Source organism: Enterovibrio paralichthyis, assembly GCF_019209835.1.
Taxonomy (GTDB): domain Bacteria; phylum Pseudomonadota; class Gammaproteobacteria; order Enterobacterales; family Vibrionaceae; genus Enterovibrio; species Enterovibrio paralichthyis.
This window is the reverse complement of the sequence record NZ_JAHUTS010000009.1, coordinates 53762-70451: the sequence shown is the minus strand read 5'-3', so window position 1 is coordinate 70451 and position 16690 is coordinate 53762. Positions and strand designations below refer to the sequence as shown.

At 51.7% G+C, this 16690-nt stretch carries 18 protein-coding genes and 1 pseudogene; 13 read left to right on the top strand and 6 right to left on the bottom strand.

Annotation, left to right across the window (positions count from 1 at the left end; all coding sequences use genetic code 11):
- Positions 1-60 precede the first annotated feature (60 nt).
- The 10 genes and pseudogenes from lpxM to waaA all read left to right on the top strand — a co-directional run bounded on the left by lpxM (position 61) and on the right by waaA (position 10336).
- Positions 61-1002, top strand: a complete 942-nt coding sequence (gene lpxM, locus KU854_RS12695) for a lauroyl-Kdo(2)-lipid IV(A) myristoyltransferase (RefSeq protein WP_218358896.1) — start codon at positions 61-63, stop codon at positions 1000-1002.
- A 12-nt stretch (positions 1003-1014) separates the two neighbouring features.
- Positions 1015-2772: pseudogene (locus KU854_RS12690) on the top strand (polysaccharide deacetylase family protein); the annotation flags it as partial.
- Positions 2761-3354, top strand: a complete 594-nt coding sequence (locus KU854_RS24855) for an acyltransferase (protein ID WP_336245247.1) — start codon at positions 2761-2763, stop codon at positions 3352-3354. The pseudogene KU854_RS12690 and the gene KU854_RS24855, both read left to right, overlap by 12 nt.
- A gap of 1 nt (position 3355) precedes the next feature.
- The gene (gene waaF, locus KU854_RS12685; protein WP_218358894.1) at positions 3356-4405 is read left to right on the top strand and encodes a lipopolysaccharide heptosyltransferase II; all 1050 of its coding nucleotides are present in this window, start codon (positions 3356-3358) and stop codon (positions 4403-4405) included.
- Positions 4402-5484, top strand: a complete 1083-nt coding sequence (locus KU854_RS12680; protein WP_218358893.1) for a glycosyltransferase family 9 protein — start codon at positions 4402-4404, stop codon at positions 5482-5484. The genes waaF and KU854_RS12680 overlap by 4 nt, the downstream gene beginning before the upstream one ends.
- 25 nt (positions 5485-5509) lie before the next feature.
- Positions 5510-6166, top strand: a complete 657-nt coding sequence (locus tag KU854_RS12675) for an acyltransferase (protein ID WP_218358892.1) — start codon at positions 5510-5512, stop codon at positions 6164-6166.
- A 147-nt stretch (positions 6167-6313) separates the two neighbouring features.
- Positions 6314-7273 carry a glycosyltransferase gene (locus KU854_RS12670; protein ID WP_218358891.1) on the top strand — a complete coding sequence of 320 codons (960 nt, stop codon included), beginning with the start codon at positions 6314-6316 and terminating at the stop codon, positions 7271-7273.
- Positions 7273-7674, top strand: a complete 402-nt coding sequence (locus KU854_RS12665) for a GtrA family protein (RefSeq protein ID WP_218358890.1) — start codon at positions 7273-7275, stop codon at positions 7672-7674. Before KU854_RS12670 ends, KU854_RS12665 begins: the two co-directional genes overlap by 1 nt.
- Before the next feature lie 15 nt (positions 7675-7689).
- Positions 7690-8985 (top strand): 3-deoxy-D-manno-octulosonic acid transferase, encoded by a 1296-nt coding sequence (locus KU854_RS12660; RefSeq protein ID WP_218358889.1) that lies wholly within the window; start codon positions 7690-7692, stop codon positions 8983-8985.
- Positions 8986-9064: 79 nt separating this feature from the next.
- Positions 9065-10336, top strand: a complete 1272-nt coding sequence (waaA, locus tag KU854_RS12655) for a lipid IV(A) 3-deoxy-D-manno-octulosonic acid transferase (RefSeq protein WP_218358888.1) — start codon at positions 9065-9067, stop codon at positions 10334-10336.
- Between the two features lie 7 nt (positions 10337-10343).
- Here waaA and KU854_RS12650 read toward each other — a convergent pair whose 3' ends face one another.
- Complete coding sequence (locus KU854_RS12650; RefSeq protein ID WP_218358887.1) at positions 10344-11048, bottom strand: 3-deoxy-D-manno-octulosonic acid kinase; 705 nt, start codon at positions 11046-11048, stop codon at positions 10344-10346.
- Between the two features lie 117 nt (positions 11049-11165).
- Here KU854_RS12650 and KU854_RS12645 point away from each other — a divergent pair, with 117 nt between their 5' ends.
- Both KU854_RS12645 and KU854_RS12640 read left to right on the top strand, forming a co-directional pair.
- A complete protein-coding gene (locus tag KU854_RS12645) occupies positions 11166-12221 on the top strand; it encodes a glycosyltransferase family 9 protein (protein ID WP_218358886.1) in 1056 nt (351 codons plus the stop codon).
- Positions 12218-13000 (top strand): glycosyltransferase family 2 protein, encoded by a 783-nt coding sequence (locus KU854_RS12640; RefSeq protein WP_218358885.1) that lies wholly within the window; start codon positions 12218-12220, stop codon positions 12998-13000. Before KU854_RS12645 ends, KU854_RS12640 begins: the two co-directional genes overlap by 4 nt.
- On the opposite strand, the gene KU854_RS12635 is transcribed toward KU854_RS12640, so the two are convergent.
- The gene (locus KU854_RS12635; RefSeq protein ID WP_218358884.1) at positions 12993-14030 is read right to left on the bottom strand and encodes a glycosyltransferase family 9 protein; all 1038 of its coding nucleotides are present in this window, start codon (positions 14028-14030) and stop codon (positions 12993-12995) included. The two genes, KU854_RS12640 and KU854_RS12635, sit on opposite strands and share 8 nt — an antisense overlap.
- Before the next feature lie 185 nt (positions 14031-14215).
- On the opposite strand from KU854_RS12635, the gene coaD reads away from it, so the two are divergent.
- Positions 14216-14710, top strand: coding sequence for a pantetheine-phosphate adenylyltransferase (gene coaD / locus KU854_RS12630; protein WP_218358883.1), 495 nt, complete (start codon positions 14216-14218; stop codon positions 14708-14710).
- 42 nt (positions 14711-14752) lie between these two features.
- Here the strand turns inward: coaD and mutM are convergent, their stop codons facing one another.
- From mutM to rpmB, 4 genes are all read right to left on the bottom strand, one after another.
- The gene (mutM, locus tag KU854_RS12625; protein ID WP_218358882.1) at positions 14753-15565 is read right to left on the bottom strand and encodes a bifunctional DNA-formamidopyrimidine glycosylase/DNA-(apurinic or apyrimidinic site) lyase; all 813 of its coding nucleotides are present in this window, start codon (positions 15563-15565) and stop codon (positions 14753-14755) included.
- Positions 15566-15575: 10 nt separating this feature from the next.
- Positions 15576-16076 (bottom strand): hypothetical protein, encoded by a 501-nt coding sequence (locus tag KU854_RS12620; protein WP_218358881.1) that lies wholly within the window; start codon positions 16074-16076, stop codon positions 15576-15578.
- 111 nt (positions 16077-16187) lie between these two features.
- Positions 16188-16355: a 50S ribosomal protein L33 gene (gene rpmG, locus KU854_RS12615; RefSeq protein ID WP_002535344.1), complete on the bottom strand. Its 168-nt coding sequence runs from the start codon at positions 16353-16355 to the stop codon at positions 16188-16190.
- A 13-nt stretch (positions 16356-16368) separates the two neighbouring features.
- Positions 16369-16605: a 50S ribosomal protein L28 gene (gene rpmB / locus KU854_RS12610; RefSeq protein ID WP_046307935.1), complete on the bottom strand. Its 237-nt coding sequence runs from the start codon at positions 16603-16605 to the stop codon at positions 16369-16371.
- Positions 16606-16690: the final 85 nt, after the last annotated feature.

The window sequence follows — 16690 nt, the reverse complement described above, 5'->3', positions numbered from 1 at the left end:
CCCTGGCCAGCGCGCCCCGGCCCGTTTTCTCTTCTGACAGGCACACTGACAAGTTTCCCTATGAGCAAAGATTCAACCACCAGCTCTTACCTGCCAACTTTTGAGTGGGCCTTTGTGCACCCACGCTATTGGGGTACCTGGCTGGGCATTCTGTTTGCCGGCATCCTGGCATTCATCCCTTTCCGCCTGCGTGACAAACTGGCTGAGTTTCTCGCCAAACGCCTGGTGAGAATGAATAACCGCGCTAAAAAGCGTGCGGTAACCAACCTTGAACATTGCTTCCCGGAGAAAACCGAGGAAGAGCGTTTCGCAATCCTCGAGCAAAGCTACATCAACGCCGGCTGCGTCATGCTGGGGTTTGCCACCATCATGATGCGCAGCAAGCGCTACCTGGAAAAACGCACCCTGTTCCGCAATGAGGAAATCCTCACTGAACTGGTCGACAAAGGCGAGAAAGTGATCCTCCTGGTGCCTCACAGCTGGGCGATTGATTACCCTGCGGTGCAACTCGCTTCCCGTGGACTGCCGGTGGCAGCCATGATTAAAAAGCAAAAGAACAGAGTCGCCGACTGGTTGATGAACGTGCAGCGCCTGAAATACGGCGGCCGTACCCACGAGCGCGCAGACGGTATTAAGCCCTTTATCAAATCAATTCGTGAAGGTTACCTGGGTTACTACCTGCCGGATGAAGACCACGGCCCGGAGCACAGTGTGTTCGTGCCTTTCTTCGCTACCCAGAAAGCCACGCTTTCAGGCTTGGGTAAACTGGCCACACTCAGCCGCGCCAAGATTGTACCGCTGATGCCAGTGTACAACCGCGAAACCGGTAACTTTGAAGTGATTGTGCAGCCGCCACTTGACCCATTCCCATCCGGCAGCGAAGAAACCGATGCCCGCATGATGAATGAGCGTATCGAGCAATTTTTGGCGCAAGACCCGGGGCAATACATGTGGATCATGAACCTGCTGCGCTCGCGTCCGGATGGCACCCAGCTTTACTAGGAAAGGAATTCGATGAATATTTTGATGGCCCTCTCCCAGTTGGAAGTGACCGGAGCCGAGGTATACGCGACCACAGTGGGCAATGAGCTGACCAAGCGCGGACACAATGTGTTTTATGTCTCCGACACGCTGACCAAGCCACACGACGGCCCGTTTTTCAAACTGCGCTTTAACAAGCGCAGTATTCCGCGCCGTTTCTGGCACGTGGCCTATCTGGTTTATCTTATCAAAAAGCACAATATCCAGATGGTGCACGCCCACTCCCGCGCATCAAGCTGGAGCTGCCACGTCGCCTGTAAGCTGACCGGCACACCGATGGTGACCACCGTTCACGGCCGCCAGCCTGTGCATGCCTCGCGTAAGAAATTTCACGCCATGGGCAACAAGGCGATGCCAGTGTGTGAAGCCATTTACCACCAGTTGATTGACGATCTGAACGTACCGGCAGAAACGCTGGAAGTCAGCCGCAACGGTATCGATACTGCGCGCTACCAATGGGTGGACGCACCGCAGAACAAGCGCAAAGTCATTGCTATCATCGGCCGCCTGAGCGGCCCCAAAGGCGACCTTTGCTACCGCTTGCTGGATGAATGCGTCGATCTCGAAAAATACGACGTCAAAATCGTTACCGGTACGACGCCGGATGCACGCTTTGACAAGTTCAAAGGCAAAGCCGATTTCGTGGGTTACGTCGACGACGTTCCCGCCATGATGGCCAATGCCGACCTGGTCGTTGGCGCAGGCCGCGTGGCGATGGAATCACTATTGTGCGGCCGCCCTACCCTGGCTATCGGTGAAGCCATCAACATCGGCCCGGTCAATGGCGACAACATCCGCCAGGCCATGGCAACCAACTTCGGTGACATCGGTAAGAAAGAGCTGGATATCGACTTTTCCGAAATTCCTGCACAGATTGAGCAGGCGCTGGCTGCGCCGCATTGCGACCCAGCCGCAACGGAAACGGTCAAGCAAAGCTACGATCTGCAAAACATCGTCACCCATATTGAAACCATCTATCAGTCGGTTTATGTCTATACCAAGCGTAAAGACATCCCGGTGCTGATGTACCACCGCTTTATCGACAATGACGCAGGCAAAGGCAGCATTGGCCCTTACCTCGACATCAAGATGTTTGAAAATCACCTCAAGCTGCTAAAACGTCTGGGTTTTGAAACGCTGACCTTCTCAGATCTCAAAGAGAAGAATCTCATCTCGCGTCTCGAAGCCGGAAAGCGTTACTGTATGCTGACGGTAGATGATGGATTTAAAGACAACTTCACCCTGATGCTGCCGCTGCTGAAGAAGTACAACTTCAAAGCCGTGGTTTACACAGTGACAGGGGTGGACTTCAACCGTTGGGATGTTGAACACCCGCAAACCCCGGAAAAGCGCTTTGATCTGATGACAGCAGAAGAAATCAAAGCCATGGCTGATTCCGGGCATATCGAATTCGGCGGTCACACCCTGACCCACCCGCATCTCGATACCCTCAGCCGCGAAGAGCAGTTCAGGGAAATTGCGGAAAACAAAGCCCAACTGGAAGCATTGCTCGGCCATGAACTGGTGTCATTCGCCTACCCTTACGGTGACTGGAACGAAGACAGCAAAGCCATCGCCAAAGAATTGGGTTACACCTTCGCCGTGGCCACTAACAGCGGGCCACTGGCGGTACATGAAGACCCGTATTTGATTCGCCGCATCGGTATTTTCCCGCGTACCGGGGTGATGTCCCTGGCACGGAAAATCACGGGCGGGTATTTGTTTAGGAAACTCAGTCCTAAAAAAGACAAGTTCGCCAAATGGAAGTTCCTTGCCCGCAACGAGGTAAAAATTCGTAAAGGCAACCGGGTGGAATTTGGCACCAAAAACCGTATCCGTAAATGTACCGTCGCTATACATGGCTCGGGAAACAAACTCGTCTTTAAAGATGGTGCGAACCTGAAAGGCGTTCACATTGAGTTAGATGGAAACAACTGCACCCTGATCATTGGTGAGCGCTGCGTAATTGGCGAAGGATGCTATTTCTCGGCACGGGAAAATGGCACAACCCTCACCATTGGCAACGACTGCATGTTTTCACGTAACGTCAAACTGATGACCAGTGATGGCCACGACATTACTGACAAATCGACAGGCGAACGCCTAAACCAAGCCAAAGACATCTCTATTGGTGATCGCGTCTGGCTTGCCGATGGCGTAGTCGTGCTTAAAGGTGCGACCGTTGGCAATGGCTCAGTAGTTGGTATCAACAGCACTGTCACGAAAAGCATTCCTGAAGGTTGCATCGCAGCCGGAACCCCGGCAAAGGTGGTTCGCAACGACATTCATTGGGACGAAAAACTGACCTACTAATATGAATATTTTGATTATCGGTCCCTCTTGGGTGGGGGATATGGTGATGTCCCAGAGCCTTTATAAGAGGCTGCTTGAAAAACATCCCAACGCGAAAATTGATGTACTGGCTCCGGCTTGGTGTAAGCCAATTCTTGAGCGTATGCCAGAAGTTCGCAATGCTATTGAGATGCCAGTGGGACATGGCCAGTTTGATTTGGCGACCCGCTGGACACTTGGGAAAAACCTTCGTAGCAATGGTTACACCCACGCCTATATTTTGCCAAATTCAGCCAAGTCAGCGCTTATCCCACTGTTTGCAAAAATACCCAAGCGAACGGGCTGGAAGGGAGAAATGCGCTACGGGCTTTTGAATGATCTGCGTCCAGACCGAAAAGTCTTCCAGTACATGGTTGAACGCTATGTGGCGCTGGCGCACAGCAAATCTGACATGCTTTCCGAAGTCTCGTTGGCCGATACGCCTTTTCCTAAACTGACTGTAGATTTAGCTAACCAACAGGCGTGTTTGGAAAAATTCGGCATTGATACTGGCAAGCGGCTTATCGGTATTTGTCCCGGTGCGGAATTTGGTCCAGCCAAACGCTGGCCCGAAAACCACTATGCTGACGTTGCCACCAAACTGATTGAAGCGGGTAACCAGATCTGCCTGTTTGGTGGACCAAAAGATACCTCTGTTACCCAGAGCATTGTTGACCTTATCCCCGAGGATTTGCAGCGTAACTGCTTTGATCTCGCAGGTAAAACATCACTCATTGATGCTGTAGACATGCTTGCAGCTTGTCATACCGTTTTTACCAACGATTCAGGGTTAATGCACGTAGCAGCATCGGTAGGCGCAAACATTGTCGCGATTTACGGCTCCAGTTCCCCGCAATATACGCCTCCATTGACGGACAAAGTCCAGGTGGTGAATACCGATATTGAGTGCCGCCCTTGCTTTAAACGGGAATGCCCATTTGGACATTTGAAGTGCCTGAAAGACCTGGCGCCACAAACTGTATTAAATCTTTATCAACATCCTTCGCAAAGCGTTCAACCGGATAATCAATGAAATTCAGCAAAGCCCCAATTTCGTCTAAGTACGCTTGTTTTGAAAAAGGCGCGTACCTGTCTAAATCGGCAAAAAATTACCTTAATAACGATTTTGACCCTGCCAAAATCAAAAACATCGCGGTTATTCGACACGCAGCGCTTGGCGATCAAGTCATTACCCGTCCTTTTCTGGTTGAAGCGAGGAAGTTTTTTCCGAACGCTGAAATCACGTTGGTTGCATTATCGACTTATCAATATGGTATGCCGTCGGATCTCGCCGACCGCACGGTTGTGTTGCATGGCCGGGATAGAAAAGGACAAATTTCCTTCTCCGAGAAAATGGCCAATTTTAAGGAAGTCGGCGATCAGGATATTATTTTTGACCTTGCGGGAACCAATCGCTCCTATTGGGTGAATTTACTCAACAAAGCCAAACTGAAAGTTGGTTTTCCTTATAAAGGCTGGCTGCGAGGCACCTTATACAATGCTGCGGTGTGGCGTTCTGACTTCACCCCTGAAGTGGAAGTTATGCTGGATATGCTGCGCCTGCTTGGCCATAACCCAGCGCATCGCCTGGACTTTGCTTACCCTGACCACAGAGATTTGGTCGATAACGTCAATCCTTACATTGTTTACTTCAATGGCGCCTCTCAGCCACGAAAAGTATTAAACAATGCTCAAATGGAAGACCTGCTTAAGCACGCAATTAAAGCCTACCCTGACCACCAGCATGTGTTTCTGGAAGGGGTAAAAGACAACGAAAAAGGCGACTACCTGTCGCACCTGCTCGAAAATGATAATTTCAAAATCCAGCCAAGCTTGCCATTGGATGAGCTTTTAACATATTGCGCGAAGGCTCAGGTGGTTGTTGCGCCGGATACCGGTGTCCGGAACGTTGCTATTTCCACACACACACCGACAGTCGGCATTTTCTATGCCACGGTACCGTTCCGGTACACACCCCGTTATGAACCGGGTCACGTGATTGTGATGCATGCGGATACCACCATTCCGTCAACGGAAGATATCTTGCAAGGTGTAGCAGACGTTTTAACGCTAAAAGTGACACGAAAGTCCCTCGAGCCAAGCGAGCAATAACGATTACAAGGTCTGAGCCCTTAAGATGAACAAGATTGTCGATTATTTATTGGGTCTACCTAAAACCCTGTTCATAAACTTCCGTTTGTGTCGACCGATTGATGCTATCAAATTGCCGATTGTGGTTTCACGCAAAGTAAAACTGGCTTCTTTAAAAGGAAAGGCCACTTTTGAAAAAGTCCGTCCTGGTATTGTCAGAATTGGATTTGGCAGCGTTGAAACCGTTGACTATCAATATGAACGCACAGTGATTTACGTCTCCGGTCATATGCATTTTAAAGGTAAGGCGAAAATTGGTAAGGGCTCTCGTTTATCCATTACAGGTAACGTAACGTTTGGAGATAAGTTTCATATCTCTGCCGCAGGAAAAATTATCTGTAGAGACGAAATAACATTTGGCTCTAATGTACTTATCTCGTGGGAGACCTTGATTACTGATACTGACCATCATGCCGTTTTCGACAATCAGACGCAGCTGCATTTAAACCCAAATAAAAAAGTCACGATAGGCAGTGATTGCTGGATAGGGGCCAGAGCAAATCTCATGAAAGGTACGGTATTACCCAACAATACCGTTGTAGGCACAGCCAGTGTCGTGACAAAACCTTTTTCGGAAGAGAACACCTGCCTGGCAGGTAATCCCGCCCGCGTTGTCCGTTCAAATACCTATTGGCGTGAATAGAACATAAATGGGGTAAAACTTGAGCCATCAAACGATTTGATGGCTCAAGTTTTCATTTTTAGAGTGGCCTCCCCTGTTTTTTGTTAATCTAGCGCTTTCTCGCTTGCGCGACATATTTCCACTATAAACAGGCGCTTTTTTAAGATTATGGACAGTCATAACAAGCCTTCCATTTCTATCATCTGCCCGTGCTATAACGAGCAGGAGGTTCTCTCCACTTTTACCGACAAAATCACAGATATTTTGCAATTAACAGGGCTTTCCTATGAATTGCTGTTTGTGAATGATGGAAGCAAAGACAAAACACTCGAAGTCCTGCATGAACTGGCCGAAAAAAACCGCTCCGTTCGTGTAATCAACCTGTCCCGTAATTTCGGTAAGGAAGCGGCACTGACGGCTGGACTTGATCATGCAAGAGGGGAAGCAATCATTCCGATTGATGCTGACCTGCAAGACCCGCCAGAGCTTATCCACGACTTTATCCGCGAGTGGCAAAAGGGTTATGACGTGGTGGTCGCAAAGCGTATCGACCGCAGCAGTGACACCTGGGCGAAGAAAGTCACCGCGAACCTGTTCTACAAATTCCACAACAAGATTGCGAAGATAGAAATTCCTGACAACGTCGGAGACTTCCGTCTGATCAGCCGCCGCGTGGTCGATGCCATTCAGCTATTGCCTGAAAACCAGCGCTTTATGAAGGGCATTTTCTCCTGGGTGGGCTTTAAAACCTCAGTGGTTGAATACGTTCGCCAGCCCCGTGCCGCCGGTGAAACCAGCTTTAATGGCTGGCGCCTTTGGAACTTTGCCCTTGAAGGCATCACCAGTTTCAGTACTGCACCACTTCGGATCTGGCTTTACCTGGGGATCTTCTTTTCCGGTATCGCTTTCCTGTACGGCAGCGCCATCATTTTGAAAACCCTGTTTTTTGGCGTTGACCTGCCAGGTTATGCATCCATGATCACTGTGATTCTCTTCTTTGGAGGAATACAACTGATTGGGCTTGGGGTGATGGGCGAATACATTGGCAGGCTGTATATGGAATCCAAACGACGGCCCGTCTACATCATCGAAAGCGACTCCGCAGATAAACAGGGTGAAGCGCAATAATGGCGTCCTTGACTGAGAAACTGTTGGCTCACCGCTTCGTGCGTTTTGGGCTGACAGGCGGCCTGGCAACACTGACCCACATAGTGGTTGCCTTTGCTCTGCTTCGCTTTCTAACCACCAGTGTGTTCATCGCTAATCTGGTTGGCTTTGGTTGTGCGTTTGGATTGTCTTATTTGATGCAGTCGCTGTTTGTCTTTCAAAAGTCGCTGTCATTAAAAAATGCAGCGCGCTTTTTTGCCGTGCAGTTTTCTGCGCTCATCATCTCACAATTGATCAGCGAGCTGTTCCAGGGCACAAACAGCTACCTGCGTGTGCTCTTGGTCGTGTTTATGATCCCGCTGGTCACTTATTTTATCCATCGCTTTTGGACTTATAACGAGAATCCCCCTTCCCAGGGTTAACTTTACGGACAAACCATGAACCTGAATTCATTTTCCCGCCATGCCACATGGATGCAAAGCGCCGGCTTCTTTGCGGGACTCCTTCTGGCCGTGCTGTATGCCAGTAACCAGATCATCACCGGCGACCAGACCCAAATGCTCTACAAAGGCTACCTAGGTGCTTATCAGGATACCTGGCTGGCTTTTGGTAACGCGGCCAGCGCCGTCGGCAATGTTCCCGGCTCCCTGTCAGCCTGGATTGTCGGCTTCCCCATTATGCTGTGGGACAGCCCATGGTCTCCGATGGTGGCCATCATCGCGCTGCGCGTGATCTCTTATCTGCTGTTTGATGCAGTAATCAAAGCCGTGTTCAGTATGCCAGTGCGTGTCCTGTTTATGGTGGCTTACTGGCTGAACCCTTGGCTTTTGTACGACAGCACTATCTATAACCCGGCTTACCTTTGCTTTTTTACTGCACTTCATTTTTGGTCGGCGTTTAACCTGCGTGACAAACCGGCATTTGGCTACAGCTTCCTGCATGTTCTGGCCATTGGCGGCGCCATGCAATTCCACTACTCCTGGCCGGTTCTTGCAGTCATTTCCTGCTATCTGCTGTACCGCAAAATGGCACACCCGAACTGGGCAGGTGTCATCACTGCTGGTGTTGTATTGCTGGTTTCCCTGATCCCTTATTTTCAGGAATACGCCGTTAACGAAGAGATCAGCCGTGAGAGTGACCGCTATATCGGTTACGGCGCCGTGCATGTTTATCCGGTGCTGAAAGCTGTGCTTTACTGGTTCAGGTACAGCTCTACCCTGTTCTCAAACCGCATCATTACGGATGTGACTTTTGACTGGGTCACCACCATCAGCTGGCTTCAGACAGTCTTGCAGTATCTGTGGCAAGCAGTGCTTTACCTTGTTGGCGCAGCGACAGTTGTGTTGTCGGCACGCATCAACTGGGCATCATGGAAAGCCATCAAGCCTCGCATCAAGCGCGATACAGCGATTGAGAACAACCAGCAGTGGCTGCTGTTGTTTGCCGTGGCGACCGTGTTGGCCATCATAGTGAACGCCATGCTGTCACCGATAACTTTCTCGTACTGGCACCTGATCCTGACCTTCCCGCTGGCGCTGATCCCGCTGCTGGTGAAAGCAGAGTCCTGGACGCAAACCATGCCAGAACGTTTCGCCAAAGGTGTGCTTGCCCTTGCGGCTTTCTTCCTGGTGGTCAATCTCGTGGCATCCCACGACAGCAATAAATACTCCTACAAAGTCGACTATGTAGAGCAGGTACAGCAATACCTGAGTGATCAGGGGCTCACCCGCTAAAACCGGATTTACAACCACATCGAAAGGGCTCCGCAAGGCGCCCTTTGTTGTACACTAGCGTCAGATTCACTGATAAGGCTTGATTGTGCGCATTCTCTACACCCTGTTGCTGGCCCTCGCCGCTCCCTTTCTTCTTCTCGGTCTGTACCGGGCCAAAGACGGCAAACCTAAAGTTGGTAAACGCTGGGTAGAACATTTTGGCTTCACGCCAACACTCGCCAGTGATAAGCGCCCAATCTGGATCCATGCGGTGTCGGTTGGGGAAGTGATTGCCGCCAAACCCGTCATCGCTGCACTGCAAAAAGCCCATCCGGACGACACCATACTGGTGACGACCACCACAGCCACAGGGGCTGACATTGCCTCGAAAATCGCAGGCATCGAACACCGCTACATGCCGATTGATTTTGCCTTTGCCGTGCGCGGCTTTCTTCGTCGACTCAACCCCAAAATCCTGCTGATCATGGAAACCGAGCTGTGGACAAACACACTGGCGACGGTAAAGAAAGTCTCTGTTCCAGTTGTGGTGATGAATGCGCGCCTGTCGGAAAAATCCATGAAGGGCTATCAGCGCATCCAGCCGCTGTTTAATCTGCTGTCGAAAAATATCGACCATGTACTGTGTCAGTTTGAGGAAGATGCGCAGCGCTTTGTCACCCTTGGCGTGCCGCAGAGCAAAGTATCCGTATCCGGCTCAGTGAAATTCGATTTACCGCCCTTTGATGCCAGCGATGAAGCGGTAACCGCACTCAAAGCACAATGTGGTGAACGCCCGGTCTGGGTTGCCGCCAGCACCCATCCGGGGGAAGATGAGATCCTGCTCGATGCCCATCGTCATCTGCTTTCAACAACGCCAGATGCGCTGATGATGCTGGTGCCAAGACACCCAGAGCGCTTCAGCGCCGTGGCCGAACTGGTCAGGGAAAAGGGCTTTACGCTGGCAAGACGCAGCAAAGAGGAGGCCATCACGCCGCAAACCCAGGTCTACCTTGGTGATACCATGGGCGAAATGATGAAGCTGTTTGCGGCTTCAGATGTCACCTTTATGGCCGGCAGCCTGATTGGGGATAAGGTTGGCGGGCACAATCTGTTGGAGCCTGCATCCTTGGCCAAACCGCTGGTGACAGGGCCAAGCTACTTCAACTTTCAGGTGATTGCCGAGCAGCTGATTGAAGCCGGTGCCTGTGAAGTCTGCCAGGAAAGTGAAGATATTGCCGCGCACATTACCGCGCTGCTGAATGACAGTGGCAAGCGGGAAAAGGCAGGCGCTGCGGCGCTGGCGATTGTGGAAAAAAACCGCGGCGCGGTAGCGAAAACCCTTGAGACTGTCGGCGTCTGGCTGAAAAACTAAGTCCGTTTTATTGGCCCTGATAGCCTTGCATCAGGGCATCCCAATCCGCTGGCTGCCAACGGATCTGAAACCGTCCCACTTCCTTATTGAATGAACGCTGTAAACGACTCAGGTTTGCCGCTTTCCAGCTGTCGCCATCGCGGCGGCCACACTTGTCAAAATCAATCAGCCAGAACAGGCCTTCATTATCGAGCAGAATATTGTGGATATTGAGGTCGGTATGGCACACCCCGGCATCGTGCAACTGGCGCACCAGACGGCCAACCGCCCGGTATTGCGCCGTAGTTAGCGTTTCTTCTGTCAGGATACCAACCAAATCCCGCGCACCATCGATTTTTTCCACCAGGATATCGGCCTGATAGGTCAACCCTTCGCGAACGGCTCTCGCCGCCAGTGGACGCGGCACGGCAATGCCCGCATCCCGCAAATAATGCAGCAGGTTAAACTCTTCAGCGGCACGGGTGCTCTCCCAGCCGGCAAACAGATAGCTGTCTTTCACCAGTTTGCCGAACAGACCGCCACGGCGGTAATGCCTGAGCGCAGCAGGCACAGTGTCCGTCTGCACAAACCAGGTGATGCCTCTTCCTGTGGCAGAGCCCAACACCGCATCCTTTTGCTGCCAGAAGGCAATATCAAAGCAAAGCTCCGGCTTCTCTTTCAGCAAGGTTTCGTCAAACCAGATATGGGTATTGTTGAGGCTTAGTCGCTCCACGGAAGCTCCTTTTATGGGATTGGGCGTGTTGTCGATTGGCCGTAAACGGCGGTTGCATTTTACATTGCGGATCGGCAACTGCATAATTTCAGCCATCATAACCACATAAGCATACCCATGGCCTTATTTTCCACGCCTCCACAGTCACTGTGCGTGCTTCGTCTTTCAGCGATTGGCGACGTCTGTAACGCAATCGCCGCCGTACAGGCTATCCAGTCACAGTGGCCCGACACCGACATCACCTGGATTGCAGGCAAAGCGGAAGCTGCCCTGCTGACGCCTTTGCTCCCCTCAGTGAAGGTGATTGCCTTTGACAAGAAACAGGGCTGGAAAGGCATGCAAGCGGTATGGAACGCACTGAATGGCAAGCGCTTTGATGCCCTGCTGCACATGCAATCTGCTATCCGCGCCAGCCTGCTTTCTGTCGGCATTAAAGCCAAGTACAAACTCGGGTTCGACAAAGTGCGCGCCAGCGACCTGCAATCCTGGTTCACCAATACCAAGGTGCCGTCGCCAACATCGCTGCATGTATTGGATGGCTTTATGGCGTTCACTGAAACCTTGGGTTTGAAAGCACAAACCCCATCATGGACACTGCCGGTATCGGACGCGGACACCCAATGGGCAGCCGGGCAGCTCACCGACAAACCACTGCTGGTTGTAGCGCCCGCGGCCAGTAAAGCCTTCAAGAACTGGACGGCGGAAGGCTATGCCGCGGTGATCGAACACGCGCTGCACAAAGGTTTTGACGTTATTTTGGCTGGCGGCCCGGGGAAAATCGAAATTGAACTCGGTCAGGCCATTGAGCGCCAACTTTCCCGCCCGGTCAAAAACCTGATTGGCAAAACCAGCCTGCTGCAATTGCTGGCACTGGAAAAAGCCGCGGCACTGGTTTTAGCCCCAGACAGCGGCCCTGCGCATCTTGCCAACGCGGTAAACACTCCGGTGATTGGCCTTTACGCCCACCACAACCCTGCCCGCACCGGCCCTTATAACTGGCGCCAGTATGTGGTGAGTGTGTACGAAGAAGCGATTAAAGCGGAAACCGGAAAATCTGTGGATGAGGTTTCCTGGCGTACCCGCGTCAAAGACGAAAACGCCATGCAACGAATTACGATTGAATCAGTGATTGCCCGTTTCGACGAAGTCACTGAAAAAGAGGAACTGCTATGAGCCAGACAACACGCGCCACCATCAGCGCCATTATCATCACCAAAAACGAAGAGCAGATCCTGTCGGAATGTCTGGCGTCGCTCGACTGGGTCGATGAAATTGTTGTCGTGGATTCAGGCAGCACTGACAACACAGTAGCCATTGCAGAAGCTGCGGGCGCGAAAGTCTATGTGAATGCCGAGTGGCCGGGGTTTGGCAAACAAAAGCAGCTGGCGCAAAGCTATGCCACCAAAGACTGGATCATCGCGATTGACGCTGACGAAGTGGTTTCTCCTGAACTTAAACAAAGCCTGCTAAAGCTGCTGGAAAACCCACCAGCAGACACTCTGGTTGAAGTGAATGAACTGACCTGGGTCTTTGGCCGTTTCCTTCGCCATTCAGGCTGGTACTACAGTCATGTGCGCGTTTATCCGCGTTTATACACCCAGTATGACGATGCGCTGGTGCACGAGAAAATCATCCGCCCGGAAGGCGCGAAAACCCAGGTATTGGACGGCGACCTGCTGCATTACTCCTACCGCGATCTGACCCACTATCTGGTGAAATCAGCCCACTACGCCAAAGCCTGGGCAGACGGCCGTGAAGCCAGAGGCAAGAAAAGCAGCATCAGCCAGGGCTTGCTCCACGCATTGGGCTGCTTTTTGAAGATGTATGTACTGAAACGCGGTTTTCTCGATGGCAAACAGGGCTTTTTGATTGCGGTATTGTCAGCGCACTCCACCTTTGTGAAATACGCTGACCTTTGGATCCGCAACACGGACAGCCGCGCCGCTAAATAACGCGCGCCAGGAACCCATTCACATCCGGCAGAATGTCATCGACTGCAATCTTTGACATATCTGCCGCTTCTTCTTTGTCTTTAGCCGTCGGCGGCGCGAAAGCCATATGTCGCCCTTCGCTGTTAATTGGCTGCCAACGCAATGGCGTCGCGCTGCGTTTGGCCGGGAAGAAGCCGATGGTCGGCACATCCACGGTAGCGGCAATATGCAATGGCCCCGTAGAGCCCGCGATAAACGCGCTGGCACAGGCAATCGAGCGGGTGAAATCCTCTAACCCGTTGTTCTTGTCATACACCACCGCCTTAACGCCGTTTTGTGCCAGCAAGGCTTGCAACTCGGCCGCTTTCTCTGCTTCACCCGGGCCAGCCGTCAGCACCACTTCAATGGCATTCTTTTCGCAGACACCCGCCACCAACGCGCAATACTGCTCAAGCGACAGGTTGTTTGCCGAGCCGCCGCTGCCTGCATGCACATAAAGCCATGGCTTTTGCTCATCCAGACCCAACGTCCCGGCCAGTTTGGTTTTCTGCTCGCTCAGTACTTCAGAACTGAATGTCAGGTAAGGTGCACAAGGCTCTTTGACGGGTACCGACTGTTTCGCCAAAAATGCGCGGATAAGGTCGAGGTTATATTCAAACTCCGGCTTGGCAGATTGCGAGCGGCGCTGGGTAATGCGGTGGTTATACAGGAACTGGGAAATCTTGGTCGCTGGCGCCAGACGAAACGGGATCCCCGCTTTCCACACCAAGGTGGCGTTGTAGCTGTCGGAAAATAGACAGATTGAGGCATCAAACCCCTGCGCCTTAATGTCAGCAACCAGCTGCTTTTTGCTTTGCTTGTCGGCTTTTTTTCCGCAATCCACCAGCACCTTATCAATCGAGGGGCAAAGATCAGCCAGCGCCTTGGTATACGAAGGCACCAATGCCGTAATTTCTGCGTCCGGCATCGATTGCTTGAGCATGGCAAAAGCCGGCCACGCCAGCATAAAGTCGCCGATTTTATCGTTTCTGATGACAAGGATTTTTTTCATGGTGGATACCTGATTCCGACGTTCTGGCCGATCATACCTGATGCACCTTCATCCGCTAAGCCTTGGATAAAAAGAAAAAGTGTCGGACAGGCAGATATTTTCATCACCCCGACTCAAGGCAGGGAATCAAATTCAGTGAGTTTTTGATAGCATGTCGCCAGTTTAGAAATTTGCAGGATAAGACTGTGAGCAGAAAATCCCTGACCCGTGTGATTTATCCGGGTACCTTCGACCCTATCACCAACGGCCATGTTGACCTGGTTGAGCGCGCCGCCGCCATGTTTGATGAAGTGATTGTCGGTATTGCGGCAAGTCCGAGCAAGAAGCCGTTGTTTGACCTCGATGAACGTGTAGAGCTGGCAAATGCCGTCACAGCCCATCTGGATAACGTGAAAGTGGTGGGTTTTTCCGGCCTTCTGGTGGACTTTGCCAAACAGTACCAGGCAAATATTCTGGTGCGTGGCCTGCGCGCGGTGTCAGACTTTGAATACGAATTTCAGCTGGCGAACATGAACCGCCGCCTGATGCCGGAGCTGGAAAGCGTGTTCCTGACCCCGTCAGAAGAGAACTCCTTTATCTCTTCCACGCTGGTGAAAGAAGTCGCCCTGCACGGCGGTGACACCAGTGGCTTTGTGCACCCGAAGGTGCTGGAAGCGCTGAAATCACGCCTAAAAAAATAAGTGCTGTCGCTATTTAAAGATTAAAGCCCGCGTTTGCGGGCTTTAATCTTTCTGGCATTCAGGGCAAAACACTGTATTGCGCTGCCCTATCTTCACGCTCTGCAATATCTCGCCACATACAGGGCATGGCTTGCCCTGCTTGCCATAAACCAACAGCTCTTGGGCAAAATAGCCCGGCTTGCCGTCAGTCTGGGTGAAATCTTTCAGTGTGGTGCCGCCCTGCTTGATAGCGGTTGCCAATACCTGCTTGATTTCATCAACCAATAGATTGGCATCGTTGAGGGTCAGCTGCCCAGCCGGACGCTTAGGATGGATGTTGCAGATAAACAGCGACTCATTGGCGTAGATATTCCCAACCCCCACCACCACGGCGTTATCCATAATGAACTGCTTAATGGCGGTTCGTTTGCCACGGCTTTTATCAAACAGGTACTCACCGGTGAAATCATCGGTTAGCGGCTCAGGCCCCAGTTTCCCCAACACCGCATGCTCGCCACCTTTGGGCTGCCACAACCAGGCACCGAAACGGCGTGGATCGTTGTAGCGGATCATCTTGCCGTTACTGAGGTGCAAATCGACATGATCGTGCTTGGCCGGCGGAACGTCGCCATCGAGCACCCTGAGGCTGCCTGACATACCCAAATGAATGAGCGCCTCACCGGCATCCGTTTCAAGGATCAGGTACTTGGCACGGCGCTTCACCGCGCGTATTTCCTGTCCTTCCATATCATGGATATTTTCAGGCACCGGCCAGCGCAGTGAAGGCTGACGGACATCGATACGGGTCACCACCTGCCCCAGCGCGTGCGGCTGGATACCGAGGCGGCTGACCTCAACTTCCGGTAATTCTGGCATTGTCTTCCTGTCAGTTGGCGAGCGGGAAGAGATAGTTTGGATCAACCGAGACGGCAAGCCAACGGTTTTCCCAGTTTTGCAGTAACCAAAATTGAGGTAATTCGTAGTAGGTCAGGCGAAGCGGCTCTTCATCAGCGCCAAGATCCACGACCAGAGTCGACGGTGAACGCAGCGCAGGCTTGAGTTTATCGTAAGTGGCTTTGTCGATTTCCGTACCGGAAAGGTGTATCCAGCGATTGGCCAGGTCAGTTGCAGACACAGTCAGTTTGGTATCGCTCAGCCAGGGAGATGCTTTGGTCAGGGTAAACTTGGGGAATTGCAGCGCTTTTATCTGCAAATTATCAGGCATCAGCGCTATCACGCCATCTGGAGTGACCTGCTCCGTGTCCTGGGATTGTTCCAATCCGGCGATATGGCTTCGCAGATAAGTCGGCAGGTTCATCAGGGCGATGAACACCAATACACCGAGGATCAATATATTGTTGAAGGTTCTGCGGGACGGTCTTGCCATGATTCACTCTCTGTACCAAGCACTTAGGTAAGTGTATATGCCCAACCGCCCGTTTTACAGATATAAAAAAACCCAGCCAAAGCCGGGTTTTTTACAAAGAGCAAAGACCAATTACTTGATTTTAGCTTCTTTGTACATAACGTGTTGACGAACAACTGGATCAAATTTCTTGATCTCGAACTTGCCCGGCATGTTACGTTTGTTTTTATCAGTAGTGTAGAAGTGACCAGTACCAGCTGATGATACCAGGCGGATCTTCTCGCGAATGCCTTTAGCCATTCTTTAAGTCCTCTTAAACGTTCTCACCACGGGCACGGATGTCTGCCAGAACAGAATCAATACCTTTCTTGTCGATGATACGCATACCTTTAGGGGTAAGGCGCAGTTTAACGAAGCGGTTTTCGCTTTCTACCCAGAAACGATGAGTTTGCAGGTTCGGCAGAAAACGACGCTTGGTGGCGTTATTAGCGTGAGAGCGGTTGTTACCAACTACAGGACGCTTGCCAGTTACTTGGCATACTCGTGACATGAATGTCTCTCCAAATCGTTTCAGCTCGATATCAACCTTGTCCGCCAGTCCTGCAAACAAGGTCAGGCTCTAGGTCAAGGCTATC